Raw genomic sequence first — 26,404 nt, 5'->3', positions numbered from 1 at the left:
CAGACCACCGCCGCTACCATGGGTTCGCCATGTCGACATTAGATGAAGAAGATCGCCGCGAATACTACCGTATCGAGGATACGATCGCACTGGAAATTCGGCCCCTGTCCGCTTCTGAAGCCGCAGACCAGGAAGTGTTGCAGGATGCTTCCCCCCTCTTCAACCTGCTCAGCGAACTGCACCTCAGTGAATTCGAGTCGCAGCACCTGTTGCGCCAGATCAATGAGCGCGACCGCAACATTGCGGCATTCTTGAAATCACAGAACAAACGCATCGATCTGCTGAGCCAGGTGATCGCCATCACCGTGCTCGGGCAGATCGGCGAACCACAGCCGGTGATCATCTCCGAAGGCGGCATCGACTTTCAGCATCCATCGCCCATTGCCGCCGGCGCACACCTGTCGGTCAAGCTGGTGTTGATGCCTCAAGCCCTGGGCCTGCTGCTGCGCGCCCGCGTCACCCATTGCGACCGCAAGGGCGATGGCTATGACGTTGGCACCGAGTTCGAACACCTGACCGACGCCCAGCGCCAACTGTTAGCCCGCCACATCTTGCAGAAGCAGGCCCAGGTACGACGCCTGGCCCGCGAACAACTCGAATCAGGCAATTAATTTAAGGAAGAACCGTGACCCTCATCTACGGCCATCGCGGCGCCAAGGGCGAAGCACCGGAAAACACCCTGACCAGCTTTCAGGAATGTCTCAAGCACGGCGTGCGCCGCTGCGAACTGGACCTGCACCTGTCCAGGGACGGCGAGTTGATGGTCATCCACGACCCGACCCTCAAGCGCACCACGGACCGTCGCGGCAAGGTCGTCGAACACACGGCGGCAGAGCTTGTGACCTATGACGCGCGCAAGGGTGGCCCGGGCTGGATCAAGCCGTGCCCGATTCCGACGCTGGAAGAACTGTTCGAGAAGTGCGACTTCGATCACTGGCAGCTGGAAGTCAAAAGCGCATCACGGATGCGTGCCGCGACCACCGTGCTGGCGATTCGCGAAATGGTCCAGCGTCATGGCCTGATGGACAAGGTGACCATCACCTCGAGCTCCCGTGAAGTGCTCAAGGCTGCGCTGGAACTGGTGCCGGACGTGTCCCGCGGACTGGTGGCGGAATACGCCTGGCTCGACCCGCTGAAGGTCGCGGCCAGTTATGGCTGTGAGATTCTGGCGCTGAACTGGACCCTGTGTACGCCGGAACGCCTGCAAAAGGCGCAGCGTCAGGGGTTGCATGTGTCGGTGTGGACCGTCAACGAGCCAGCGCTGATGCGCAGACTCGCCGACTTCGGCGTTGACAGCCTGATTACAGACTTTCCCGGTTTGGCCACCGCCACGCTCGAGAATTGCTGAAATCGGTCTCCCCGGCCGGCTCAGGCCACCGGCCGGAGCCGCTCAAAAAAGCCGGTTGAGGCCGTCGTACGCCGCGACCCGATAGGCTTCGGCCATGGTCGGGTAGTTGAACGTGGTGTTGACGAAATACTTCAGCGTGTTCTGTTCGCCCGGCTGGTTCATGATCGCCTGACCGATGTGCACGATCTCCGATGCCTGATAACCGAAGCAGTGAACGCCCAGCACTTCCAGGGTTTCACGATGGAACAGAATCTTCAGCATGCCTTGCGGCTCGCCGGCAATCTGCGCCCGCGCCATGCTCTTGAAGAACGCCTTGCCGACTTCGTACGGCACCTTGGCCTGGGTCAGTTCCTGCTCGTTCTTGCCGATCGAACTGATCTCCGGAATGGTGTAGATGCCGGTCGGCACGTCATTCACGAAACGCCAGCTGCCGTTATCAACGATGCTGCCGGCGGCCGAGCGACCCTGGTCGTGGGCGGCACTGGCCAGGCTCGGCCAGCCGATCACGTCACCGGCGCCATAGATGTTCGGCACGCAGGTGCGATACGCCTCGTCGACTTCGATCTGGCCACGGCTGTTGACCTTCACGCCGATGTTTTCCAGACCCAACTGATCGGTGTTGCCGGTACGGCCGTTGCACCAGAGCAAGGCGTCGGCCTTGATCTTCTTTCCGGACTTGAGGTGCAGGATCACGCCATTGTCCACGCCTTCGACGCGGTCATACTCTTCGTTGTGGCGAACGGTGATGTTGTTGTTGCTGAAGTGATAGCTCAGGGCCTGGGAAATTTCCGAGTCCAGGAAGCTCAGCAACTGACCACGGTTGTCCACCAGTTCGACCAACACACCCAGCCCGCTGAAGATCGAGGCGTATTCGCAACCGATCACGCCTGCGCCGTAAACGATGAGTTTGCGCGGGGTGTGGCCGAGGCTCAGGATGGTGTCGCTATCGTAGATACGCGGGTGGTGGAAATCGATGTCCGCCGGGCGATACGGACGCGAACCGGTGGCGATGATGATGTGCTTGGCCACCAGTTTCTCGACCACGCCGTTGGCGCATACCACTTCGATGGTTTGCTCGTCGGCGAAACTGCCGGTGCCGAAGAACACGTCGACGCGGTTGCGGGCGTAGTAGCCGGTACGCGAAGCGACTTGCTTGGAGATGACTTTCTCGGCGCTTTTCAACACGTCCGGGAACGAGAACCAGCGCGGCTCACCAATGGCCCGGAACATCGGGTTGGTGTTGAACTGCATGATCTGCCGCACCGAGTGACGTAGTGCCTTGGAAGGGATGGTGCCCAAGTGAGTGCAGTTGCCGCCGACCTGGCGACGGCTATCGACCATCGCCACCTTGCGCCCTGCCTTGGCGGCGTTCATTGCCGCGCCTTCCCCCGCCGGGCCGGAACCCAACACCACCACGTCGTAGTTGTAGACAGCCATGCGTACTCCTCAGAACAGGCCGCGGCACCCTCGGCACCTGCGGCTAAATCACGCCAATCTGTGGCATGAAGGAACAATTTGGGGCCAGTGCAGAACCCGGACACAGTCTATAGAAGCGTCAACGCCGGGCACATTAACCCTTGGTCGCGTCGTAGGCTACTTTTGCCTGCACTACAACGCCAGTTTTCAATGCTCAAATCGCCACAATCACTCGGTTTTCTTGCCACTGAGGCGCTCAAAAGCGTGACTGCTGCGTGTGACGAAACCTGTATCGGCACGAATCACAAAAAATGCGCCGATATCGTGTTTTTCCGCGTAGTCCCAACCGCGTTCCGGGCCGAGAATCAGCAACAGCGTCGATAAGCCATCGGCCATCAACGCTGAAGGATGAATGACCGTGACGGACGCCAGAGCGTGTGAGACCGGCGCACCGGTGCGGGCATCGAAGGTGTGGGAAAAACGCTGGCCGCCCTGCGCGAAATAATTCCGGTAGTCGCCGGAAGTTGAAAGGCCATAACCGTCGACCACAATGACGCGCTCGGCCACCTGCCGATCATCCCGCGGCTCTTCCAGTGCAATGCGCCATGGCGAACCGTCGGGTTTCCTGCCGGCCGCCTTGAGCTCGCCTGTCGCCTCGGCGAGGTAGTCGTGGATGCCCAACGCCTCGAGTTTTGCGGCAATCGTGTCCACCGCATAACCGGCGGCGATGCTGTTGAAATCGACCTCGACGGCGGCGTCCTTGCACAAATTGTCGCCATCGATGCGCAAGTGCTGGTGGCCGACGCGCTGGCGGGCTTCAGCGAGCGCTTCGGCGACCGGGACCTTCTCCTCCCGTGCCTGCGGACCAAATCCCCAGAGGTTCAGCAACGGCTCCACCGTGAGGTCGTAGGAACCCTCGCTTTGCACGGACAGTTGCTCGCCCACGCGGACCAACTCGAGGATCGACGCCGGCATTGCCTGACAGCGGTTGGCCGGCAACGCGTTGAAGCGCTCGATGTCCGAGTCGCTGCGGTAGGTCGACATTTGCAGGTCCACGTCAGCGAGGATTTGCTCGACCTGGACACGGACTTCGCCAGGTGCCGGAAGGCCGGCATGGCGTACGTACTTGATCGAATAAGTGCTGCCCATGGTCGGGCCGCCGAAGCTTTCGAGGGCGTCGTTGTTGCCACAGCCTGATAGTGCGCCGAGTAGCAAACATGCCACCCCCTGCCACCTGATCAACAATTCCCGAGCTCCCCAATACATCCCCTGACACGCCGCCAAGGCCAGCCATTATGCGATAGAACTGTGGGAGCGGGCTTGCTCGCGAAGAGGCTGGCACACTCAACAGAGATGTCGACTGATCCACCGCTTTCGCGAGCAAGCCCGCTCCCACAATTTTGATCTTCAGTGACCGCCAATCCCACGGCCGGCCACAATCCCTGTGGGCGCGGGCTTGCCTGCGAAGTGGCCAGGCCGAACAACACACCCATCAACAGCCAAAAGCAGCACAAACAAAAACGCCCCGACCAAGGCCGGGGCGTTTTCATGTGCGGCTAAGGCTTAGCGCGGGAATGCTGGCGGGTTTACACCGGCCATGTCTTCCATCACGCGAACCACCTGGCAGCTATAACCGAACTCGTTGTCGTACCAAACGTACAGCACAACGCGGTTATCCTGGGTGATGGTCGCTTCAGCGTCCACTACGCCTGCGTGGCGCGAGCCAACGAAGTCGGTGGAAACCACTTCCTGGGAGCTCACGTAGTCGATCTGCTTGTGCAGATCCGAGTGCATGGCCATCTGGCGCAGGTACTCGTTGATCTCTTCGCGAGTGGTGGCCTTTTCCAGGTTCAGGTTCAGGATGGCCATCGACACGTTCGGCGTAGGAACGCGAATCGCGTTGCCGGTCAGCTTGCCCTTGAGCACTGGCAGCGCCTTGGCGGCCGCGGTGGCGGCACCGGTCTCGGTGATAACCATGTTCAGCGGCGCGGCGCGGCCACGACGGCTGCCCTTGTGGAAGTTGTCGATCAGGTTCTGGTCGTTGGTGAACGAGTGAACGGTTTCGACGTGGCCATTGACGATGCCGTACTTGTCGTTGACTGCCTTGAGCACCGGCACGATGGCGTTGGTGGTGCAGGAAGCCGCCGAGATGATCTTGTCGTCAGGGGTGATGTCGCCGTGGTTGATGCCGTGCACGATGTTCTTCAGCGCGCCCTTGCCAGGTGCGGTGAGGATCACACGGGCAGCGCCCGGGCAGGCCAGGTGCTGGCCCAGGCCGTCGGCGTCACGCCATACACCGGTGTTGTCGACGATCAGAGCGTTTTCGATGCCGTACTGGGTGTAGTCGACTTCGGTCGGGCTCTTGGCGTAGATAACCTGGATCAGGTTGCCGTTGGCGGTGATGGTGTTGTTGGCTTCATCGATGGTGATGGTGCCATCGAACGGACCATGCACCGAGTCACGACGCAGCAGGCTGGCGCGCTTGACCAGGTCGTTCTCGGCGCCCTTGCGGACAACGATGGCACGCAGGCGCAGGCCGTCGCCGCCACCGGTTTTCTCGATCAGGATGCGCGCCAGCAGACGGCCGATACGACCGAAGCCGTAGAGGACAACGTCGGTGCCTTTGCGGGCCGATGCGTTTTGCTGGCCAACCACGTCGGCCAGTTCTTCACGGACGAACTGCTCTGCAGTGCGGCCATTGCCTTCGGCCTTGAATTTGGCCGCCAGCTTGCCCAGGTCCACCGAGGCGGCGCCGAGCTTGAGTTCGCTCATTGCCTTGATCAGCGGGAATGTTTCGTGGACGGACAGCTCGCTTTCGTCGGACTGACGGTGACGAGCAAAGCGGTGAGCTTTGAGAATCGCAATGACTGAACGATTGATCAGGCTGCGGCCATAGATCGAGCTCACCACGTTGTTATTGCGGTAGAGCTGACCGATAAGCGGAATCATCGCTTCTGCGAGTGCTTCACGGTCGATCCATTCACCAAGACACTGGTCGGGCTTCTGAGTCACGGGAACCTTCCACATGTAGGGGCAGAAAAAAGGGGCTACATTATGCCGCCGAGTGACAGCGGTAGCAATGCGCGCCCGTCGTGCTTTACGTAACAATTCGTCGTTCAAAAAAATTGCGCCTCGCGCAAACCCAATAAAACCGGGGCTTTCAGCGCAGTCAATTTTTTGGAGGTCGCGCTACCTTATCCGTAACCCTCCGTAACACTCGTTGTATTTGCCACTACATATTCAATAATTTCGGGTAAAAAACCCGCGAATTTTGTCTTTACCACTACATTTCGCCAAACCCGTGCTTTAGACGCAGTCAGCAACTGACAGGCGGCATCCTGGACCGCTACAATTACCGACTTTGTCGCAACGCTTGGAGCTCAACCTTCCGTGCCCGTTCTGCGTCTACCGCTTCTCCCTGCCGCGGCAGGTAAACAGCACTGGGGCAACCTGCCCGGTGCCGCCCTGAGCCTGGCCATTGCCGAGGCCGCCAGCGCTGCCAAGCGCTTTACCCTGCTGCTGACCGCCGACAGCCAAAGTGCCGAACGGCTGGAACAGGAGCTGGGTTTCTTCGCCCCGGATTTGCCCGTACTGCACTTTCCCGACTGGGAAACCCTGCCCTACGACCTGTTCTCGCCGCACCAGGACATCATTTCCCAGCGCATCGCCAGCCTGTACCGGTTGCCGGAGCTGAGTCATGGCGTACTGGTGGTGCCGATCACGACCGCCCTGCATCGCCTGGCACCGACCAAATTCCTGCTCGGCAGCAGCCTGGTGCTGGACATCGGCCAGAAACTCGACGTCGAGCAAATGCGCGCCCGGCTTGAAGCCACGGGTTATCGCTACGTCGATACGGTGTATGAACACGGCGAGTTCACCGTTCGCGGCTCGCTGATCGATCTGTTCCCGATGGGCAGCAAGTTGCCGTATCGCATCGACCTGTTCGACGACGAAATCGAAACCCTGCGCACCTTCGACCCGGAGAACCAGCGTTCGATCGACAAAGTCGACTCGGTCAAGCTGTTGCCGGCCAGGGAGTTCCCGCTGCAGAAAGAAGCGGTCACCCGTTTCAAGGCGCGCTTCCGTGAGCGTTTTGACGTCGACTTCCGCCGTTGCCCGATTTTCCAGGATTTGAGCAGCGGGATTACCCCGGCCGGCATCGAGTACTACCTGCCGCTGTTCTTCGAGGAAACCTCGACGCTGTTCGATTACCTGCCCCAGGACACGCAAGTGTTTTCCCTGCCGGGCATCGAGCAAGCCGCGGAAAACTTCTGGAACGACGTGCGCAATCGCTATGAAGAACGCCGTGTCGACCCGTCCCGTCCTTTATTGCCGCCTGCCGAACTGTTCCTGCCGGTGGAAGACTGCTTCGCACGCCTGAAGAACTGGCCGCGCGTGGTGGCCAGTCAACAGGATGTGGAAAGTGGTGGCGGTCGCGAGCGCTTCCCGGCTCGCGAGTTGCCGAACCTGGCCATCGAAGCCAAGGCTACCCAGCCGTTGGCGGCATTGGCGGACTTCCTCGACCAGTTCCCCGGTCGCGTGCTGTTCACCGCAGAATCCGCAGGCCGCCGCGAGGTGCTGCTGGAGCTGCTGGAGCGTCTGAAGCTGCGACCGAAAACCGTCGACAGCTGGCCGGACTTCGTCGCTGGCAAAGACCGCCTGGCGATCACCATCGCGCCGCTGGATGAAGGCCTGGTGCTGGACGACCCAGCCCTGGCCCTGGTCGCCGAAAGCCCGTTGTTCGGCCAGCGCGTGATGCAGCGCCGTCGCCGCGAAAAGCGCGCCGATGCCAACAACGACGCCGTCATCAAGAACCTCACCGAGCTGCGCGAAGGGGCGCCGGTGGTGCACATCGACCATGGTGTCGGCCGTTACCTGGGCCTGGCAACCCTGGAAATCGACAACCAGACCGCCGAATTCCTTGCCCTGGAATATGCCGAAGGCGCCAAGCTCTACGTGCCGGTGGCCAACCTGCACCTGATCGCCCGCTACACCGGCAGCGATGACGCCCTGGCCCCGCTGCACCGCCTCGGTTCCGAGACCTGGCAGAAAGCCAAGCGCAAAGCCGCCGAACAGGTGCGCGACGTGGCCGCCGAGTTGCTCGACATCTATGCACGCCGCGCCGCCCGTGAAGGCTACGCCTTCGCCGACCCGAAAGCCGACTACGCCACCTTCAGCGCCGGTTTCCCGTTCGAAGAAACCCCGGACCAGCAAACCACCATCGAAGCGGTTCGCGAAGACATGCTCGCGCCCAAGCCAATGGATCGCCTGGTGTGCGGCGACGTCGGCTTCGGCAAGACTGAAGTGGCGATGCGCGCCGCGTTCATCGCGGTGCATGGCGGCAAGCAAGTGGCGATCCTGGTGCCGACTACCCTGCTCGCCCAGCAGCATTACAACAGTTTCCGCGACCGCTTCGCCGACTGGCCGGTGACCGTGGAAGTGATGAGCCGCTTCAAGTCGGCCAAGGAAGTGAATGCCGCCGTAGCCGATCTGGCCGAAGGCAAGATCGACATCGTCATCGGCACGCACAAGCTGCTGCAGGACGACGTGAAGATCAAAAACCTGGGCCTGGTGATCATCGACGAGGAACACCGTTTCGGCGTGCGCCAGAAAGAACAGCTCAAGGCCCTGCGCAGCGAAGTCGACATCCTCACCCTGACCGCCACGCCGATTCCGCGCACGCTGAACATGGCGGTGTCGGGCATGCGCGACCTGTCGATCATCGCCACCCCGCCGGCCCGCCGCCTGTCGGTACGCACCTTCGTCATGGAGCAGAACAAGAGCACGGTCAAAGAGGCCTTGCTGCGTGAGCTGCTGCGTGGCGGCCAGGTCTATTACCTGCACAACGACGTGAAGACCATCGAGAAATGCGCCGCCGACCTCGCCGAGCTGGTACCGGAAGCACGGATCGGCATCGGTCACGGGCAGATGCGCGAACGCGAACTCGAGCAGGTAATGAGCGACTTCTACCACAAGCGCTTCAACGTGCTGATCGCCTCGACCATCATCGAGACCGGCATCGACGTACCGAGCGCCAACACCATCATCATCGAGCGTGCCGACAAGTTCGGCCTGGCCCAGTTGCACCAGCTGCGCGGCCGGGTCGGACGCAGTCACCACCAGGCCTACGCCTACCTGCTGACGCCACCGCGCCAGCAAATCACGCCGGACGCGGAAAAGCGCCTGGAAGCGATCGCCAACACCCAGGACCTCGGCGCGGGCTTCGTGCTCGCCACCAACGACCTGGAAATCCGTGGTGCCGGCGAACTGCTCGGTGACGGTCAGAGCGGGCAGATCCAGGCGGTCGGCTTTACGCTGTACATGGAAATGCTCGAGCGCGCGGTGAAGTCGATCCGCAAGGGCGAGCAGCCGAACCTCGATCAACCGCTCGGCGGTGGGCCTGAAGTCAACCTGCGAGTGCCGGCACTGATTCCGGAAGACTACCTGCCGGATGTCCACGCCCGCCTGATTCTCTACAAGCGCATTGCCTCGGCCACCGATGAGGACGGCCTCAAGGATTTGCAGGTGGAGATGATCGATCGATTCGGCCTGTTGCCGGAACCGACCAAGAACCTGATCCGCATCACTGCATTGAAGTTGCAGGCCGAGCAACTGGGCATCAAGAAAGTCGACGGCGGCCCGCAAGGCGGACGCGTCGAGTTCGCTGCGCAGACGCCGGTCGACCCGCTGACCCTGATCAAGCTGATCCAGAGCCAGCCAAAACGCTATAAATTCGAAGGGGCCACGATGTTCAAGTTCATGGTTCCGATGGAGCGCCCGGAAGAGCGCTTTAATACTGTAGAGGCGCTGTTCGAGCGCCTCGTTCCGAAAACTGCTTGAAGGACGCCGCATGCGCCTGTTCCGCTCACTGACCCTGCTGACCCTTTTGATGCCAGCGCTGGCCGCCCCCACGGCATCTGCCGATGACCTGTATCAGGTCGAAATGATTCTGGTCCGGCAAAACGCCGTGCCGGCGATTGTCAGCCGCGCCGCACCGGAAGACTGGGCTGCTGGCGCCCAACCCGTCAGCCCCGACAGCCTGCGTACGCCAAGCCTCAATGGCGAGGTGGAAAAACTCACCAGCAGCGCCGACTACACGGTATTGCTGCACAAGGCCTGGCAACAGACGCTCGGCGAAAACGCCAGCAAAGTGGCGATCAGCGACGGCAAGGAACAATATGGTCAGTTCCCGATCGAGGGCACACTGAGCATGAAACTGGGACGTTTTACCGACGTCGACGCCGACTTCTGGGTCAATCAGATCGATGCCAATGGCATGGTGACTGCCAGCGAGCGCTTGAAACAGGAAAGCCACACCAAGAACGGCCAGTTGAACTTCCTCGACAACGGCCACCTCGGCCTGCTGATCAAGATCACTTCGCTGACCGCCCCCGCACCCCGAGCAGCTCCCGAAGAAATTCCGGACTGATTCCCTATGTCCGCGACCCTGAGCAAACCCCTGGCACCATCCTGGGTCAGCCGATTCAAGGAGCAGAGCCTGGAGCGTGGTCGCCGTTACGCGCTGGAGAATCGTGTCAGGATCGTCGAGGCCGGCGACGCAACCATCGTCGCCGCCTGCGAAGGCTCGGGCGGTAACGTTTACCGTCAGACCATTCGCCTGCGCGAGTCAGCCAAAGGCACGCTGCTGATGGTCGACGCCATCTGCTCCTGCCCGGTCCACAACAACTGCAAACATTGCGCAGCGGTGCTCCTGCAAGTGCAGGAAACCCTCGACTACCCCGCTGCCGCCAAAGACGCCGAACTCCTGGAAAAACTCCAGGCCGTCCTGGAAAACCGCAGCCCGAAAGCCCCGCCGCAAGTGCTGGTGGACAATGTGCAGCCGGTTCCGCGCCTGTGGCTGGCCAGCATCGAGTTCAGCGCCTTCGAACCGCGCAACGGCCGGATGCAGCGTTACATCCAGCATCGCGCGGCGCTGTCCTTCAGCTATCTGGACGAGTACGTCTCCGGACAGAAAAACACCGATATCCTGATTCGCCAGGAAACCCAGACGCTGCGGATAAAACGCCACCCGGAAGTGGAACAGTCCTACCGGGAACAGTTGCGAATCCTCGGCTTCAAAGTCGCTACCCGGCAAAGCAAGGCCTTGCCGGAAAGTGCCGGCGAGCTGTTCGAAATGGTCAATGACAGCGCCTGGCTGACCTTTACCCTCAATGAACTGCCGAAGTTGCGCACCCAGGGCTGGGAATTGCAGATCGACGAGGACTTCGGGTTCGACCTGACGGCGGTAGATGACTGGTACGCCACAGTCGAACAGGCTCCGGAGCGCGACTGGTTCGACCTGGAACTGGGGATCATCGTCAACGGCGAGCGCTTGAGCCTGCTGCCGATCCTGCTCAACCTGATGCGCTCCCACACCGAAATCCTCAACCCGGAGCGCCTTGCCCGACGCCGCGACGACGAGTTGATCCTGGTCAACATCCCCCATCGCCCGAACTCCGAGCACGGCCCGCTGCAAGTCGCCCTGCCCTTCGGCCGCCTGAAACCGGTGCTGGCCACCCTCGGCGAGTTCTACCTGCAGGAACCCGGCGACACCACGCTGCGCCTGAGCAAGGCCGATGCCACGCGCCTGAACCCACTGGAAGACATGCCACTGCTCTGGGAGGGCGGCGAACAGATCCGCACCTTTGCCCAGCGCCTGCGTGACATCAAGGACCACACGGCCGCCGCCCCGCAAGGCTTGAATGCGACCCTGCGCCCGTATCAGCTTGAGGGCTTGAGCTGGATGCAATCGCTGCGACAGCTGGAAGTGGGTGGCATTCTCGCCGACGACATGGGCCTGGGCAAAACCCTGCAGACACTGGCGCACGTGCTGAGCGAGAAAAACGCCGGCCGTCTCGATCGGCCGTGCATGGTGGTGATGCCGACCAGCCTGATTCCCAACTGGCTCGACGAAGCAGCGCACTTTACGCCGCAGCTCAAGGTACTGGCGCTGTACGGTGCCAGCCGCAAAAAACACTTCGACAAGCTGGCTGACTACGACCTGATCCTGACCACCTATGCGCTGCTGCCCAAGGATGTCGAGCGTCTGGCGGCGCAGCCCTTGCACATACTGGTGCTGGATGAAGCGCAGTACATCAAGAATCCGACCAGCAAGGCCGCCCAGGCTGCCCGCGAGCTCAATGCCCGGCAGCGCCTGTGCCTGAGCGGCACGCCACTGGAAAACCATCTCGGCGAACTCTGGTCACTGTTTCACTTCCTCTTGCCCGGCTGGCTCGGTGACGTCAAAAGCTTCAACCGCGATTACCGCGTACCGATTGAAAAACGCACCAGCGAGGTCCGGCTTCAGCACCTCAACGGCCGGATCAAGCCCTTCCTGCTGCGCCGCACCAAGGAACAGGTGGCCACCGAGTTGCCGCCGAAAACCGAGATCATCCACTGGGTCGAACTCAACGAGGCCCAGCGTGACGTTTACGAAACCATGCGCCTGGCCATGGACAAGAAAGTCCGCGACGAGATCACCCGCAAAGGCGTAGCCCGCAGCCAGATCATCATTCTCGAAGCGCTGCTGAAACTGCGTCAGGTGTGCTGCGATTTGCGCCTGGTCAACGAGGCGACCCTGCCAAGCCGTGGCAGCACCTCAGGCAAACTCGACAGCCTGATGGAAATGCTCGAGGAATTGTTCGAAGAAGGTCGGCGGATCCTGCTGTTCTCGCAGTTCACTTCAATGTTGTCGCTGATTGAGGATGAGCTGAACAAGCGTGGAATCGCCTACGCCCTGCTGACCGGCCAGACCCGCGACCGCCGCACTCCGGTGAAGGAATTCCAGAGTGGCAAGCGTCAGATATTTCTGATCAGCCTGAAGGCTGGTGGCGTTGGCCTGAACCTGACTGAAGCGGACACGGTGATTCATTACGACCCGTGGTGGAACCCGGCGACTGAAAACCAGGCGACCGACCGGGCGTATCGCATTGGCCAGGAGAAGCCCGTGTTCGTTTACAAACTGATTGCGCGCGGCACGGTGGAAGAGAAGATCCAGCACCTGCAGAAGGAAAAATCCGAACTCGCGGCCGGCGTGCTGGATGGGCGCAAGGCCGGAGACTGGAAACTGCAGAATGATGATATCGAGGCGCTGTTTGCGCCGTTGCCGGAAAATCTCGGAAAGCGCTGAGATTTGCGGCGCTTGAACCGGCCCCTTCGCTGGCAAGCCAGCTCCCACAGTGACCGCGTCGAACACAAACTCTACGAACGCCACTAAACCTGTGGGAGCGAGCTTGCTCGCGATGAAGTCAACTCGATATCAAGCGGAGCTCAGCCCTTGAGCACCCGCGCCAACGTCGATTTCACCTTGCCCATGCCGTCATGCAACGCCTGCTCGATCTCGGCCATGGTGATCACCGCCGTCGACTTGCCCGCCGCCGGGTTCACCACCAGCGCCAGACAGGCGTAATCCAGTTCCAGCTCGCGGGCCAGGGCCGCTTCCGGCATACCGGTCATGCCGACGATGTCGCAACCATCACGCTCCAGCCGGGCGATTTCAGCCACCGTCTCCAGGCGCGGCCCTTGAGTGCAGGCATACACGCCATGACTGCTGTAGCCCACACCTTCCGCCGCCAGCGCCGCGATCAATTGCTGGCGCAACGGCTCGCTATAGGGGTAGCTGAAGTCGATATGGGTGACGTGTTCCAGGTCATCGGCAAAGTAGGTGTGCTCGCGACCACTGGTGTAGTCGATCAACTGATGCGGCACGCAGAAATGCCCGGTGCCCATGGCCGCATGGATGCCGCCCACGGCATTGACCGCCAGAATGGATTCGGCACCTGCCTGCTTCAGCGCCCAGAGATTGGCGCGGTAATTGACCTGATGCGGCGGAAAACGATGGGGATGGCCGTGACGCGCGAGGAACAGCACTTCCTTGCCGGCATACTCGCCGATTTGCACGTCGGCCGAAGGTGCACCATAAGGCGTGTCCACTGCCAGTGACTGGCGAATGCTCAGGCCTTCGAGTTGAGTCAGGCCAGTGCCACCGATAATCGCGTAAACCGTCATAACGAACAGTCCTTAATCAATCAATTGAGCTTCTTTGAGCGCGCCGACAGCGGCCAGCCAGCGCGGGTCTTGACGGTATTCGGTGCTGGCAAACGACTGGCCGCGCATCCGCGCAATGCGCTCGGAAGGCTTGACCTTCAGGCGTTGCGCAGCGCTCAGGGCCAATTCGGCGGCAGCGCGATCGTTGCACACCAGGCCCATGTCGCAACCGGCCGTCAGCGCCGCTTCGATACGGCTGGCGGCATCGCCTACCACGTGGGCGCCAGCCATGGACAGGTCATCGCTGAAGATCACGCCATCGAACTGCAACTCGCCGCGCAGGATGTCCTGCAACCAGCGACGGGAGAAACCTGCGGGCTGGGAATCGACCTGTGGATAAATAACGTGGGCCGGCATCATCGCGGCCAGTTGCTTGCTCAATTTGGCAAACGGCACCAGGTCGTTGGCGCGGATCTCATCGAGACTGCGCTCATCATTCGGGATCGCGACGTGGGAATCAGCCTCGGCCCAGCCGTGACCCGGGAAATGCTTGCCGGTAGCGGCCATCCCGGCGCTGTTCATGCCACGGATGAATGCACCCGCGAGCAAGGCAGCGCGCTCGGGATCACCTTCGAACGAACGGGTGCCGACAACGGCGCTGCGCTGGTAATCGAGGTCGAGCACCGGGGCGAAGCTCAGGTCCAGGCCAACGGCCAGCACTTCGGTCGCCATGATCCAGCCGCACTGCTCGGCCAGGTATTCGGCGTTCGGGTTGTCGGCAATGGCGCGCATGGCGGGCAGGCGCACGAAACCCTGGCGCAGGCGCTGCACGCGGCCGCCCTCTTGATCCACCGCCAACAGCAGATCGGGGCGAATGGCGCGAATCGCTGCACTCAGCTCGCGCACTTGACGCGGATGCTCAATGTTACGGGCAAAAATGATCAGGCCGCCCACTTCGGGCTGGCGCAACAATTGGCGATCTTCAGCCGTCAGCCAGGTACCGGCGACGTCCACCATCAACGAGCCTTGCAAGCCAGCAGTCATAAAAATTCCTTGATAACAGAAAACCCTGCCCACACGAATTCGCCACCAGGGGCAAGGCCTGGCAGATTGGCGAGTTCGATGGAAAACGGGTTCAGAACGAGAGTCGGCATGGGCGGCTAGCTTAGCGGATGTCAGCTGCCGCGCCCACCCGTGCGCGGTTAAACCTTGGCGGCAACCGGTGTCGATTTGCTGCGCGGACGCAACTGGGCAGTGGCCATGGCCGTATCGGTCACACCGGATTCGGCACGCATGCCGGCGGCCAGGAATGGCACCATCAGGCGCATGACCTGCTCGATCGAGGTGTTCACACCGAAGTCGGTTTCGGCAATCGCGCGCAAGGCCTTGATACCGGACATGCTGAACGCTGCCGCACCCAGCATGAAGTGCACCCGCCAGAACAGTTCGATGGGCGGAATACGCGGCGCCGCTTCGTTGACCAGCGTCATGTAGCGGCGGAACACCTTGCCGTACATGTCTTCCAGATAACGACGCAAGTGCCCCTGGCTCTGACTGAACGCCAGCCCCAGCAAACGCATGAAGATGGACAGGTCGTTGCCGCTGCGCGGTTGCACCACCAGGGCCTGCTCGACGAGAATTTCCAGCAACTCTTCGAGGGTCGGCTTGATTTCAGGCTTGGCCTGACGCCGCTCCAGCTCTTTATCGAGGCTGATGCAGAACGGCCCGAGGAACCGCGAGAAAACCGCCTGGATCAACGCCTTCTTTGAACCGAAGTGATAGTTCACCGCCGCCAGGTTGACACCGGCCTTGCTGGTGATCAGGCGCAACGAGGTTTCAGCGAAACCTTTTTCCGCGAACAACTGCTCGGCTGCATCAAGAATGCGTTCAACGGTTTCCGACTGGGCCATGGCTACTCCGCCTGACAAACACTTGTTTGAAACATACGTTTCAGCCTGTGCCTTGTCAAGTCTGGCAGTTCGTTTCGGGAATGGTCGGTCAGATATTTAACCACACAACGGCGAAGCTTGAATCCACTGACTGATTGACCGTCTGGCGGCGACTGAAAAATGGAGCATTGCCAAGATCGCCTTACTGTATATAATCCCAGTCACTGTATAAAAAAACAGAGCGATCAATATGCTAAAGCTGACGCCACGACAAGCAGAGATTCTGGCTTTCATCAAACGCTGCCTGGAAGACAACGGATACCCCCCCACCCGTGCGGAAATCGCTCAGGAACTGGGTTTCAAGTCACCCAATGCGGCGGAAGAGCACCTCAAGGCGCTGGCCCGCAAGGGTGCCATCGAGATGACGCCTGGCGCCTCCCGTGGCATTCGCATCCCCGGCTTCGAAGCCAAGGCCGACGATTCCACCCTGCCGATCATTGGCCGGGTCGCAGCCGGTGCCCCGATTCTAGCGCAGCAACACATCGAAGAGTCCTGCAACATCAATCCTGCCTTCTTCCATCCGCGCGCCGACTACCTGCTGCGCGTCCACGGGATGAGCATGAAGGATGTCGGCATTTTCGACGGCGACCTGCTGGCCGTCCACACCACCCGCGAAGCCCGTAACGGCCAGATCGTGGTTGCACGAATCGGCGACGAAGTGACCGTCAAGCGCTTCAAGCGTGACGGCAGCAAAGTCTGGCTGATCGCCGAGAACCCCGAGTTCGCCCCTATCGAAGTGAACCTTCAAGATCAGGAACTGGTGATCGAAGGCTTGAGTGTCGGCGTGATTCGCCGCTAAAGGAGGCTCCATGCAGTTCCCACAGCCATCACCACAGCAAACCCAACTGCCGTTGTTCGAAGCGTTCATGGCACAGCCATTGGCGCCGATCCTGAAAGACGTAGTCGAGTCCCCCTGGAGCGCCGAACCTGACGTTTTCAGCGAGCTGTCACTGCGTGGTGCAGCCGGGAACTGCCTGAGCCTTCTGGCACCTATCCTCAGGGAGTTGAGCCAGGACCAGGACGCACGCTGGCTGACACTGATCGCGCCGCCCGCCAGCCTGACTCAAGCCTGGCTGCGAGATGCCGGCCTCAACCGCGAGCGCATTCTGTTGCTGCACCCCCGAGGCACCCAAAGTGCTCAGCAACTGACCTGCGAAGCCCTGCGTCTTGGGCGCAGCCATACGGTTGTCAGCTGGCTCAACCCGTTGAGCAGCCAATCCCGGCAACAGCTGATCAGCGCCGCCCGGACCGGGGACGCTCAGAGCCTGAATATTCGTTTGGGATAACTGACAGCCGGGGCGCGAACTTCACCGCGCGAGGCTTCTCCAGGGAGAGAGAAGCCGATGTGTAGCGACATCAAAAAAACCGACGGACGGGGATCAATGAAGAACCCGCGGCCCCTCGTCCTTGTCGAATTCGCCTTCAACCAGGCGACCTGCCATCTGGACTCCCACGCTCAACATCGCCTTGGCGACTTCCACGTGTTGCCCTTGCAGGAACGCTTTGGCGTCCTCGGAGAAATCCAAAGTAACCAGAGAACCCTCGTCCTCAGCCCTGCGCAGCTCGATACGGCCGTCTGGTAACTCGACAATTTCTAGAAAGGACGTTGGCATAAAGGACTGTTCTCCACGAAAGGCGGGGATTATATAGGCATCGGCCAGGCTTCGCTCGGGATCTTGACCAGATGCCATCCCAAAACTGTTTCTGTCAGCACTCGTTCAGGCCTTCGCGAAAGCGGATCGCCAATCCTTTCAGATTCTGGCGCCAGCTCTCCAGCTCTTCCCGACTCAGTTCCTCTGGCTCATCCACTTCATCCAGATTGACAGCCTGAATCAGTGGCTGGGTCACGTCCCCTTTTGGCTTGTGGGGCGCGCGCGGCGGCTGAAACAATGCAGCATGGGCAGCCAACAACTTGGCCAACCAGGTCTCCGGGTTACTGGCCAGCTCGACCAGCTCGGCCATTTCCGGAATGGCGATGGTTTCCAGCACTTCGCGGGTCAGCAACAGCTCCACACGGGGTGCATTGGCCTGAGGCAGGCGATAGAAGCCGGCGATTTCGTGGCACAGGCCCAACAGCGCGCCGTACAAGTGAAACAGCGCAGATTCGCGTCCGGCCTGGATCAGCGCCAGCGAATTCATCGCCCGACCCTCTTCAGTGCGCGCCAGTGCTTCCAGCGACAAGCCGGCGAAATAAATCTTCTGATTGGTGCGGGTATAAAGTTCGTGGGCCATGACGGCAGCCTCCACAACGAAATAATTGCTTCACGCAGGTCCTGTAGGAGCGAGCCTGCTCGCGATGGACTTGAGAGCAACGCGGGCATCCTGAAAGCCCGCGTTATCGTTGACGACCATCGCGAGCAGGCTCGCTCCTACAGGGGTCTTGCGATTCTACGCCTTCGCAGTTCCCATGCGCCTTTTGTAGGAGCGAGCTTGCTCCGGGCGGCGTTCCGACGATGGACCTGAGAGCAACGCGGGCATCCTGAAGGCCCGCGTCATCGTTGACGACCATCGCGAGCAAGCTCGCTCCTACAGTTTCAAGCCTTGGCGGTCTTCGCCGGGCGCTTGTCTTCAACCGTCCACTTGCCGCCGTCGTAGAACGCTTTCCAGCCAGTCGGCTTACCGTCAACTTCGGTCTGCACGTACTGCTCCTTGGTCTTGCGGCTGTAACGAATCACAGCCGGGAGGCCATCGGGATCTTTCTTCGGCGCTTCGCAGAGGAAGTGATACTTCGGATCGATCTCATCCTTGTGCGGGATGATTTCCATCACCAGCGGAGCACGAGTCTCACGGTTTTTCGGGAACTGGCTGGCCGCCAGGAACAGGCCGGATGCACCGTCGCGCAGGATATAGGTGTCGTTGACCTTTTCGCATTTCAGCTCAGGCATCTTCACCGGGTCCATCTTCGGCGGCGCCGCATCACCGCTCTTCAGCAGTTTGCGGGTGTTCTTGCAGGTCGCGTTGGTGCAGCCGAAGAACTTGCCGAAACGGCCGGTCTTGAGCTGCATCTCGCTGCCGCACTTGTCGCATTCCAGGCTCGGACCTTCATAGCCCTTGATGCGATAGGTGCCCTCTTCGATTTCGTAGCCATCGCAATCCGGGTTGTTACCGCAGATGTGCAGCTTGCGCTTCTCGTCCAGCAGGTAGGCATCCATCGCCGTGCTGCAGATCGGGCAGCGATGCTTGCCACGCAATACCAGCGACTCCGACTCACCCTCGTCGTCCGCGGCGATTTCGTCGCCCGGTACCAGGTTGACGGTGGCCTTGCAGCGCTCTTTCGGCGGCAGGCTGTAGCCCGAGCATCCGAGGAACACGCCGGTCGACGCGGTGCGGATCTGCATCGGACGACCGCAGGTGGTGCACGGAATGTCTGTCATCACCGGCTGGTTGGCACGCATGCCGTTTTCCGGGCTTTCGGCTACTTCGAGCTTTTTCTTGAAGTCGCCGTAGAACTCGTCGAGCACGTTTTTCCAGTCGCGTTCGCCCTGGGCCACGTCATCGAGATGCTCTTCCATGCCGGCGGTGAAACCGTAGTCCATCAGGTTCGAGAAGCTCTCGGCCAGGCGTTCGGTGACGATGTCGCCCATCTTTTCCGAGTAGAAGCGACGGTTGTGCAACGCCACGTAACCACGGTCCTGAATGGTCGAAATGATCGCTGCGTAGGTCGAAGGACGACCGATGCCGCGTTTTTCCATTTCTTTTACCAGGCTGGCTTCCGAGTAACGCGCCGGCGGCTTGGTGAAGTGCTGGGTCGGATCAAGCTTGATCAGCTTCATCGCGTCGCCCTGGGCCATGTCCGGCAGCACATCATCGTCGCCTGGCTTGGCGATTTGCGGCATGACACGGGTGTAACCGTCGAACTTCAGGATGCGGCCCTTGGCGCGCAGCTCGAAGTCGCCGGCGCCCACAGTGACGGTCGTCGACAGGTATTGCGCCGGCAGCATCTGGCAAGCCAGGAACTGGCGCCAGATCAGCTCGTAGAGGCGCTCAGCGTCACGCTCCATGCCCGACAGCTTGCTTGGCTCGGTGTTGGCGTCGGAGGGACGAATCGCTTCGTGAGCCTCTTGTGCGCCTTCCTTGCTGCTGTAGACGTTCGGGGTTTCCGGCAGGTACTTCTTGCCGAACTCGCCTTCAATATAAGTACGCGCCATCGCCACGGCATCAACCGAGAGGTTGGTCGAGTCGGTACGCATGTAAGTGATGTAGCCGGCTTCGTACAGACGCTGGGCCATCATCATGGTTTTCTTCACCCCGAAGCCCAGGCGGTTGCTCGCGGCCTGCTGCAGGGTGGAGGTGATGAACGGCGCCGAGGGCTTGCTGCTGGTCGGTTTGTCTTCGCGCTTGACGATGCTGTAGCTGGAAGCCTTGAGCTTCTCCAGCGCGGCCATGGCCTGGGCTTCGTTGAGCGGCTTGAAGGCTTCGCCTTTTTCGCGGGCCACATCGAAACGCACGGTCGCGCCTTTTGCGGTGCCGAGGTCGGCGTGCACTTCCCAGTACTCTTCCGGGATGAACGCACGGATTTCACGTTCGCGCTCAACCACCAGCTTCACGGCAACCGATTGCACGCGACCGGCGGACAGACCACGAGCGATCTTGGCCCACAGCAGTGGCGAAACCATGTAGCCCACGACGCGGTCGAGGAAACGACGGGCCTGCTGGGCGTTGACGCGGTCGATATCCAGCTCGCCCGGCTGGGAGAAGGCTTCCTGGATCGCCTTCTTGGTGATTTCGTTGAACACCACGCGCTTGTAGCGGCTGTCGTCACCACCGATGGCTTCGCGCAGGTGCCAGGCAATGGCTTCCCCCTCGCGGTCCAAGTCGGTTGCGAGATAGATGGTGTCAGCATCCTTGGCGAGCCGGCGCAGCTCTTCGATGACTTTTTCCTTGCCCGGGAGGATCTCGTACTTGGCTTTCCAGCCATGATCCGGATCGACCCCCATGCGCGCGACCAGCTGCTTGCGCGCTTTTTCTTTAGGCGACAGTGCCGGCGCTTCACCCGCAGCAGCCTTGCCGCGCTTGGCGGCCGGCTCTTTGCTGGCGCTAGCCGAACCGCTGGTGGGCAGGTCTCGGATATGGCCGATACTCGACTTCACCACGTATTCGTTGCCCAAATACTTGTTGATGGTCTTGGCCTTAGCCGGGGATTCCACAATGACCAGCGATTTGCCCATGGATCAGAAAATTCCTGAATTCGAGAAGTGAAAGGCGGTTGGCGCCTGACGCGGCACCGCTATATATAGTGGCTACAAGGTGAGGTCAAGCGCAGGGTATTGCGCGCACTCAGCTTATGGCTTGGTAAAAAGGCTTTCTTCGGCCTGCACCAAAGCAAAGCGTGGCACCTGTTCGCCGTCAACTTCGACCGACTCAAGGAACATGCTCAAGGGACGCACCCAAAAGCCGTAATCGCCATACAGGGCTTGATAGAAGACCACTTCTTCTTCGGTTTCCGAATGCCGCGCAACACTGAATACGCGGTACTGCGGACCTTTGTAATGTTGGTAGAGCCCAGGTTGTATCGGCATGCTTTGGCCCTCACTCAAATTTTTTCAAAATAAAAACAAAAATAAATCCGGAAAAACAAAAACCGGGGCACTTGGCCCCGGCTTCCTTCAACGAAACGCTTAAACGCGTTCGAAGACGGTGGAGATGCCTTGGCCGAGACCAATGCACATGGTGGCTACCCCGAAGGTACCGCCATTCTGCTTCATCACGTTGAGCAAAGTGCCGGAGATACGCGCACCGGAGCAACCGAACGGGTGGCCCAGGGCGATCGCGCCGCCGTGCAGGTTAACCTTCTCGTTCATCTTGTCGAGCACTTTCAGATCTTTCAGCACTGGCAGGGCCTGTGCGGCGAAAGCTTCGTTGAGCTCGAAGAAGTCGATGTCGGAGATGCCAAGACCCGCGCGCTTCAGTGCTTTTTGTGTGGCCGGTACTGGACCATAGCCCATGATTGCCGGATCCACACCTGCCACCGCCATCGAGCGAATCACCGCCATAGGCTGGATGCCCAGGTCCTGTGCGCGCTGCGCCGACATCACGATCATGCACGAAGCACCATCGGTGATCTGCGACGAAGTACCTGCTGTCACGGTGCCGCCCTTCGGATTGAACGCTGGCTTGAGAGCCGCCAGGCTTTCCAGGGTGGTTTCCGGACGAATGGTTTCGTCGTAGTCGAAGGTTTTCAGGAAACCGTTCTCGTCGTAGCCCTGCATCGGGATGATTTCGTCTTTGAACTTGCCTTCCACGGTCGCCTTGTGGGCGAGTTGGTGGGAGCGCACGCCGAAAGCATCTTGCTGCTCGCGGGTAATGCCGTGCATTTTGCCCAGCATTTCCGCGGTCAGGCCCATCATGCCCGAAGCTTTTGCCGCGTACAGCGACATGTGCGGGTTCGGATCGACACCGTGCATCATGCTCACGTGACCCATATGCTCGACGCCACCAACGACGAACACGTCACCATTGCCGGTCATGATCGCTTGCGCAGCAGTGTGCAAAGCGCTCATGGACGAGCCACACAGACGGCTGACGGTCTGGCCGGCCGAGGTGTGCGGGATCTGGGTCATCAGCGACGCCATGCGCGCAATGTTCCAGCCCTGCTCCAGGGTCTGGTTCACACAGCCCCAGATCACGTCTTCGACTTCGTTCGGGTCGACCTTGACGTTGCGTTCCAGCAATTTGCTGATCAGGTGCGCCGACATGTCTTCGGCGCGGGTGTTGCGGTGCATGCCGCCCTTGGAGCGGCCCATCGGAGTACGACCGAAGTCGACAATCACGACGTCTCTAGGATTCAAGCTCATAAGTTCACTCTCACTCTAGTTGGGGGCGCTTAACCGAAGAAGCTCTGGCCGTTCTTGGCCATTTCGCGCAGCTTCGCGGTCGGGTGGTACAGCGCGCCCAAATCAGCGTACTGGTCAGCCAGGGCAACGAACTCTGCCACACCGATCGAATCGATGTAACGCAGCGCACCGCCACGGAATGGAGGGAAACCAATGCCGTAGACCAGACCCATGTCGGCTTCGGCAGCGGTTTCGACGATGCCGTCTTCCAGGCAACGCACGGTTTCCAGGCACAGCGGGATCATCATCCAGTTGATGATGTCTTCGTCAGTGACTTCGCGCTGTTCAAAGACGATTGGCTTGAGCACTTCCAGTACCGACGGGTCGGCGACTTTCTTCTGCTTGCCGCGCTTGTCGGTCTCGTAGGCGTAGAAGCCCTTGCCGTTCTTCTGGCCCAGGCGTTTGGCTTCGTAGAGCACGTCGACAGCCGAGCGACGATCGTCCTTCATGCGGTCCGGGAAGCCTTCAGCCATCACGTCACGGCCGTGGTGGCCGGTGTCGATGCCGACCACGTCCATCAGGTAGGCCGGGCCCATAGGCCAGCCGAACTTTTCCATGATCTTGTCGATACGGACGAAGTCCACACCAGCGCTGACCAGCTTGGCGAAACCGCCGAAGTACGGGAACAGTACGCGGTTGACCAGGAAGCCCGGGCAGTCGTTGACGACGATCGGGTTCTTGCCCATTTTCTTGGCGTAGGCAACGGTGGTGGCAACGGCCAGCTCACTGGACTTCTCGCCACGAATCACTTCCACCAGCGGCATCATGTGCACCGGGTTGAAGAAGTGCATGCCGACGAAGTTTTCCGGACGCTTGAGGGCTTTGGCCAGCATGGTGATGGAAATGGTCGAGGTGTTGGACGCGAGGATGGTGTCCTCTTTGACCTGGTCTTCGACTTCAGCCAGAACGGCCTGCTTGACCTTCGGGTTCTCGACGACTGCTTCCACCACCAGGTCCACGTGACCGAAATCACCGTAGGACAAGGTCGGACGAATGCCGTTGAGCACTTCAGCCATTTTCGCGGCGGTCATGCGGCCTTTATCAACGCGGCCAACCAGCAGTTTGGCGGCTTCGGCCAGACCCTGCTCGATGCCGTGCTCGTTGATGTCCTTCATCAGGATCGGCGTACCTTTGGAAGCCGACTGATAGGCGATACCGCCACCCATGATGCCGGCGCCCAGTACGGCGGCCTGCTTCACGTCCTTGGCGATTTCGTCGTAGGCCTTGGCCTTTTTCTTCAGTTCCTGGTCATTCAGGAACAGACCGATCAGGCTCTGCGCGGCAGAGGTCTTGGCCAGCTTGACGAAACCTGCGGCTTCAATTTCCAGCGCCTTGTCGCGACCGAAGTTCGCGGCTTTCTGGATGGTCTTGATCGCTTCAACCGGCGCCGGGTAGTTCGGGCCAGCTTGACCGGCCACGAAACCCTTGGCGGTTTCGAAAGCCATCATTTGCTCGATAGCGTTCAGCTTCAGCTTTTCCAGCTTCGGCTGGCGCTTGGCCTTGTAGTCGAACTCGCCGCAGATGGCGCGCTTGATCAGTTCCAGCGCGGCCTCTTGCAGCTTCTCTGGAGCAACCACTGCGTCGACAGCGCCAACTTTGAGCGCGTCTTCAGGACGGTTTTCCTTGCCGGCGGCAATCCACTCGATGGCGTTGTCGGCACCGATCAGACGCGGCAGACGAACGGTACCGCCGAAGCCCGGGTAGATGCCCAGCTTGACTTCCGGCAGGCCGATCTTGGCCTTGGTGGACATGACGCGGTAGTCCGCCGCCAGGCACATTTCCAGACCGCCGCCCAGCGCGATGCCATTGATCGCGACAACGGTCGGAACGTTGAGGTCTTCGAAATCGCTGAAAATCTTGTTGGCTTCGAGGTTGCCAGCAACAAGCTCTGCATCCGGCAGCTTGAAGTTGTCGACAAATTCGGTGATGTCGGCGCCGACGATGAACACGTCCTTGCCACTGCTGACGATCACGCCCTTGATCGAAGCATCTGCCTTGATGGTGTCTACGGCCTGACGCAGTTCGTTCAGGGTTAGACGGTTGAACTTGTTGACGGACTCACCCTTGAGGTCGAACTTCAGTTCGACGATGCCACTTTCAAGAGCCTTAACCGTGATGGCTTTACCTTCGTAAATCATCAACTGATCTCCACGATATGGAAGCTGAACAGTACACGTCGGACGCAGGCGAATGGCTTGGCAGGGACGTCGATCGTCAATGCTACGCCCATTCCCCCGGCACACCCGCCAACGCGATAGTCGGGATTCTGTAGGAGCGGTCTGAAATACAAACGCTCAATTCATACGCCCGTTTGATTTGGGTACGTCACCTTCACGGAATTTCCGACAATTGTCAATCGCCCGAAACACGGGTTGAAACGCGACTTTCCGGTCATATCCGTACTGTGAAGACCTTAAACACGCCGAAGCATGCAGGGTCATTCATAGAATCAATTGTTAGAAAATGCGCCCTAATTCGCTGCAACCCGTGTTTAACAAGCTACGCTGGCGGAACCAGGGGGAAATTGTGAACGCTTTTGGCGAATGCCCAGCGTAAGATCAGCCAACACCGTTTTACCGGCCTGCCTGGCCAACTCCAGCCCGATGATGAATGTCGGGCTTTTTATTGCCTGATGATTCCTGTAGGAGCGAGCTTGCTCGCGATGGACGTCAACGATGGCGCGGGAAGCCTGGCACCCCGCGGCGCTATCAGGTTCATCGCGAGCAGGCTCGCTCCCACAGAGGGACGGGGTTCAGGCAAGGGCTTTCAGCGTGGCATCGATCTGTTGCAAAACGTCGGCCTCGCCCTTCTCGCCCCAATACAAGGCAATCATTTGCTTGTCGGCCTCGACCTTGTAGACATTACCCGGCAATTTTTCGAAATAATTGAGCAGCGCTCGATCTTCACAGGTTTCCTGCCACTGATTGACCCAGACACCCGGTGATTTTTGCCAGTAACTCCAGCACGCCGCCTGACTGCCACGTCGCGGACGATGGTACTGGGCGCACGGGCTCGGCGGCTCCTGGCTCAGCCAGTGTGGCCACTCCTGGGGCGCCAGCTGCATGGCCAGCCCAATGCGCCGGGCCTCCATGCGCAGGGCGATGCGCCCACTCTGGGCACGCGACGGGCGCAACCATGCCAGTGGGCTGAGTACCACCAACAGGATTGACACCACTATCCACACCGTCATATCTGTACTCCCGATTCTTGATGAGCCCATTGTGTCACTTTGGAACCAATGCGCTTGAAACCAGCCATACTTACCAATATTGCAATCCTCAGGAGGAGCACCTCATGCCCTACAACCATATTCTGGTCGCTGTAGATCTGACCGAAGAGTGCGACCCTGTGATCCACCGCGCTCGCGAGCTGTCGGTGAGCAACGGCGCGAAATTGTCACTGGTGCACATTGTCGAGCCGATGGCGATGGCCTTCGGCGGCGACGTGCCGATGGACCTGTCACAACTGCAACAGCAGCAGTTCGATCAGGCCAAGGAGCGCCTTGACCGCTTGATCCTCAAATATCCGGAGCTCTCCCGGGAATACAGCCACCTGACCTATGGCCAGCCACGCCAGGAAATCCACCACCTGGCCAAGGAGCAAACCTGCGACCTGATCGTGGTGGGCAGCCATGGCCGGCACGGCCTGGCACTGCTGCTCGGTTCCACCGCCAACGACGTGTTGCATGGCGCGCCTTGTGATGTGCTTGCGGTGCGCCTGCAAACCAAAAGCTGACAACACCCGTCCTGTAGGAGCGAGCTCGCTCGCGATGAACCTGAGAACGCCGCGGGGCATCAGGTTTCCAGCGTCATCGTTGACGACCATCGCGAGCGGGCTCGTTCCTACAGGGAACTGCAGTTCATATGAAAAGC

General features: G+C 60.2%; 21 protein-coding genes. 8 read left to right on the top strand and 13 right to left on the bottom strand.

All coding sequences use genetic code 11. The features are described 5' to 3' along the window. The first annotated feature begins 29 nt into the window (after positions 1 to 29). Positions 30 to 611 carry a PilZ domain-containing protein gene (locus KSS91_RS09270; RefSeq protein ID WP_015095943.1) on the top strand — a complete coding sequence of 194 codons (582 nt, stop codon included), beginning with the start codon at positions 30 to 32 and terminating at the stop codon, positions 609 to 611. 14 nt (positions 612 to 625) lie between these two features. Next, positions 626 to 1,348, top strand: coding sequence for a glycerophosphodiester phosphodiesterase (locus KSS91_RS09265; RefSeq protein ID WP_007972110.1), 723 nt, complete (start codon positions 626 to 628; stop codon positions 1,346 to 1,348). 42 nt (positions 1,349 to 1,390) lie between these two features. Here KSS91_RS09265 and sthA read toward each other — a convergent pair whose 3' ends face one another. The 3 genes from sthA to KSS91_RS09250 all read right to left on the bottom strand — a co-directional run bounded on the left by sthA (position 1,391) and on the right by KSS91_RS09250 (position 5,791). Then, positions 1,391 to 2,785: a Si-specific NAD(P)(+) transhydrogenase gene (gene sthA / locus KSS91_RS09260; protein ID WP_007972111.1), complete on the bottom strand. Its 1,395-nt coding sequence runs from the start codon at positions 2,783 to 2,785 to the stop codon at positions 1,391 to 1,393. A gap of 207 nt (positions 2,786 to 2,992) precedes the next feature. Then, a complete protein-coding gene (locus KSS91_RS09255; RefSeq protein WP_217837688.1) occupies positions 2,993 to 4,030 on the bottom strand; it encodes an FAD:protein FMN transferase in 1,038 nt (345 codons plus the stop codon). A gap of 297 nt (positions 4,031 to 4,327) precedes the next feature. Further along, on the bottom strand, positions 4,328 to 5,791 hold the full coding sequence (locus tag KSS91_RS09250) for a glyceraldehyde-3-phosphate dehydrogenase (protein WP_015095946.1): 1,464 nt from the start codon (positions 5,789 to 5,791) through the stop codon (positions 4,328 to 4,330). Between the two features lie 363 nt (positions 5,792 to 6,154). Here KSS91_RS09250 and mfd point away from each other — a divergent pair, with 363 nt between their 5' ends. Genes mfd through KSS91_RS09235 form a run of 3 tightly spaced genes read left to right on the top strand, consistent with a single transcriptional unit; the run spans position 6,155 to position 12,893 of the window. Continuing rightward, positions 6,155 to 9,604: a transcription-repair coupling factor gene (mfd, locus tag KSS91_RS09245; protein WP_217837687.1), complete on the top strand. Its 3,450-nt coding sequence runs from the start codon at positions 6,155 to 6,157 to the stop codon at positions 9,602 to 9,604. 10 nt (positions 9,605 to 9,614) lie between these two features. Next, positions 9,615 to 10,193: a CsiV family protein gene (locus KSS91_RS09240; RefSeq protein WP_015095948.1), complete on the top strand. Its 579-nt coding sequence runs from the start codon at positions 9,615 to 9,617 to the stop codon at positions 10,191 to 10,193. A gap of 6 nt (positions 10,194 to 10,199) precedes the next feature. Continuing rightward, positions 10,200 to 12,893, top strand: a complete 2,694-nt coding sequence (locus tag KSS91_RS09235) for a DEAD/DEAH box helicase (RefSeq protein WP_217837686.1) — start codon at positions 10,200 to 10,202, stop codon at positions 12,891 to 12,893. Between the two features lie 140 nt (positions 12,894 to 13,033). Here the strand turns inward: KSS91_RS09235 and KSS91_RS09230 are convergent, their stop codons facing one another. The 3 genes from KSS91_RS09230 to KSS91_RS09220 all read right to left on the bottom strand — a co-directional run bounded on the left by KSS91_RS09230 (position 13,034) and on the right by KSS91_RS09220 (position 15,660). Beyond that, complete coding sequence (locus KSS91_RS09230) at positions 13,034 to 13,771, bottom strand: S-methyl-5'-thioinosine phosphorylase (RefSeq protein ID WP_217837685.1); 738 nt, start codon at positions 13,769 to 13,771, stop codon at positions 13,034 to 13,036. 12 nt (positions 13,772 to 13,783) lie between these two features. After that, positions 13,784 to 14,794: a beta-N-acetylhexosaminidase gene (gene nagZ / locus KSS91_RS09225; protein WP_217837684.1), complete on the bottom strand. Its 1,011-nt coding sequence runs from the start codon at positions 14,792 to 14,794 to the stop codon at positions 13,784 to 13,786. A gap of 158 nt (positions 14,795 to 14,952) precedes the next feature. Beyond that, a complete protein-coding gene (locus KSS91_RS09220) occupies positions 14,953 to 15,660 on the bottom strand; it encodes a TetR/AcrR family transcriptional regulator (RefSeq protein WP_217837683.1) in 708 nt (235 codons plus the stop codon). Positions 15,661 to 15,889: 229 nt separating this feature from the next. Here KSS91_RS09220 and lexA point away from each other — a divergent pair, with 229 nt between their 5' ends. Then, positions 15,890 to 16,498, top strand: coding sequence for a transcriptional repressor LexA (gene lexA / locus KSS91_RS09215; RefSeq protein WP_007974043.1), 609 nt, complete (start codon positions 15,890 to 15,892; stop codon positions 16,496 to 16,498). A 10-nt stretch (positions 16,499 to 16,508) separates the two neighbouring features. Further along, positions 16,509 to 16,985: an SOS-induced cell division inhibitor SulA gene (gene sulA / locus KSS91_RS09210; protein ID WP_095965240.1), complete on the top strand. Its 477-nt coding sequence runs from the start codon at positions 16,509 to 16,511 to the stop codon at positions 16,983 to 16,985. A gap of 93 nt (positions 16,986 to 17,078) precedes the next feature. Here sulA and KSS91_RS09205 read toward each other — a convergent pair whose 3' ends face one another. The 7 genes from KSS91_RS09205 to KSS91_RS09175 all read right to left on the bottom strand — a co-directional run bounded on the left by KSS91_RS09205 (position 17,079) and on the right by KSS91_RS09175 (position 25,722). Further along, positions 17,079 to 17,312 carry a hypothetical protein gene (locus tag KSS91_RS09205; RefSeq protein ID WP_007991404.1) on the bottom strand — a complete coding sequence of 78 codons (234 nt, stop codon included), beginning with the start codon at positions 17,310 to 17,312 and terminating at the stop codon, positions 17,079 to 17,081. 94 nt (positions 17,313 to 17,406) lie between these two features. After that, positions 17,407 to 17,931, bottom strand: a complete 525-nt coding sequence (locus tag KSS91_RS09200) for a DUF6586 family protein (RefSeq protein ID WP_217837682.1) — start codon at positions 17,929 to 17,931, stop codon at positions 17,407 to 17,409. Between the two features lie 302 nt (positions 17,932 to 18,233). Further along, entirely contained in the window at positions 18,234 to 20,867 is a 2,634-nt protein-coding gene (topA, locus tag KSS91_RS09195) for a type I DNA topoisomerase (RefSeq protein ID WP_217837681.1), read from the bottom strand. Between the two features lie 114 nt (positions 20,868 to 20,981). Further along, complete coding sequence (locus tag KSS91_RS09190; RefSeq protein ID WP_007986363.1) at positions 20,982 to 21,218, bottom strand: DUF1653 domain-containing protein; 237 nt, start codon at positions 21,216 to 21,218, stop codon at positions 20,982 to 20,984. A 99-nt stretch (positions 21,219 to 21,317) separates the two neighbouring features. Beyond that, positions 21,318 to 22,493: an acetyl-CoA C-acyltransferase FadA gene (gene fadA, locus KSS91_RS09185; RefSeq protein WP_007986361.1), complete on the bottom strand. Its 1,176-nt coding sequence runs from the start codon at positions 22,491 to 22,493 to the stop codon at positions 21,318 to 21,320. A gap of 29 nt (positions 22,494 to 22,522) precedes the next feature. Continuing rightward, positions 22,523 to 24,670 (bottom strand): fatty acid oxidation complex subunit alpha FadB, encoded by a 2,148-nt coding sequence (gene fadB / locus KSS91_RS09180; protein ID WP_217837680.1) that lies wholly within the window; start codon positions 24,668 to 24,670, stop codon positions 22,523 to 22,525. A 614-nt stretch (positions 24,671 to 25,284) separates the two neighbouring features. After that, the gene (locus tag KSS91_RS09175) at positions 25,285 to 25,722 is read right to left on the bottom strand and encodes a hypothetical protein (protein WP_217837679.1); all 438 of its coding nucleotides are present in this window, start codon (positions 25,720 to 25,722) and stop codon (positions 25,285 to 25,287) included. Positions 25,723 to 25,826: 104 nt separating this feature from the next. Between KSS91_RS09175 and KSS91_RS09170 the strand changes: the two genes are divergently transcribed. Beyond that, positions 25,827 to 26,267, top strand: a complete 441-nt coding sequence (locus KSS91_RS09170) for a universal stress protein (RefSeq protein ID WP_007974054.1) — start codon at positions 25,827 to 25,829, stop codon at positions 26,265 to 26,267. The last annotated feature ends 137 nt before the right edge of the window (positions 26,268 to 26,404 follow it).

The organism is Pseudomonas azerbaijanorientalis (assembly GCF_019139795.1).
Classification (GTDB): domain Bacteria; phylum Pseudomonadota; class Gammaproteobacteria; order Pseudomonadales; family Pseudomonadaceae; genus Aquipseudomonas; species Aquipseudomonas laurylsulfatiphila.
This window is presented reverse-complemented; position numbering and strand designations above follow the sequence as displayed.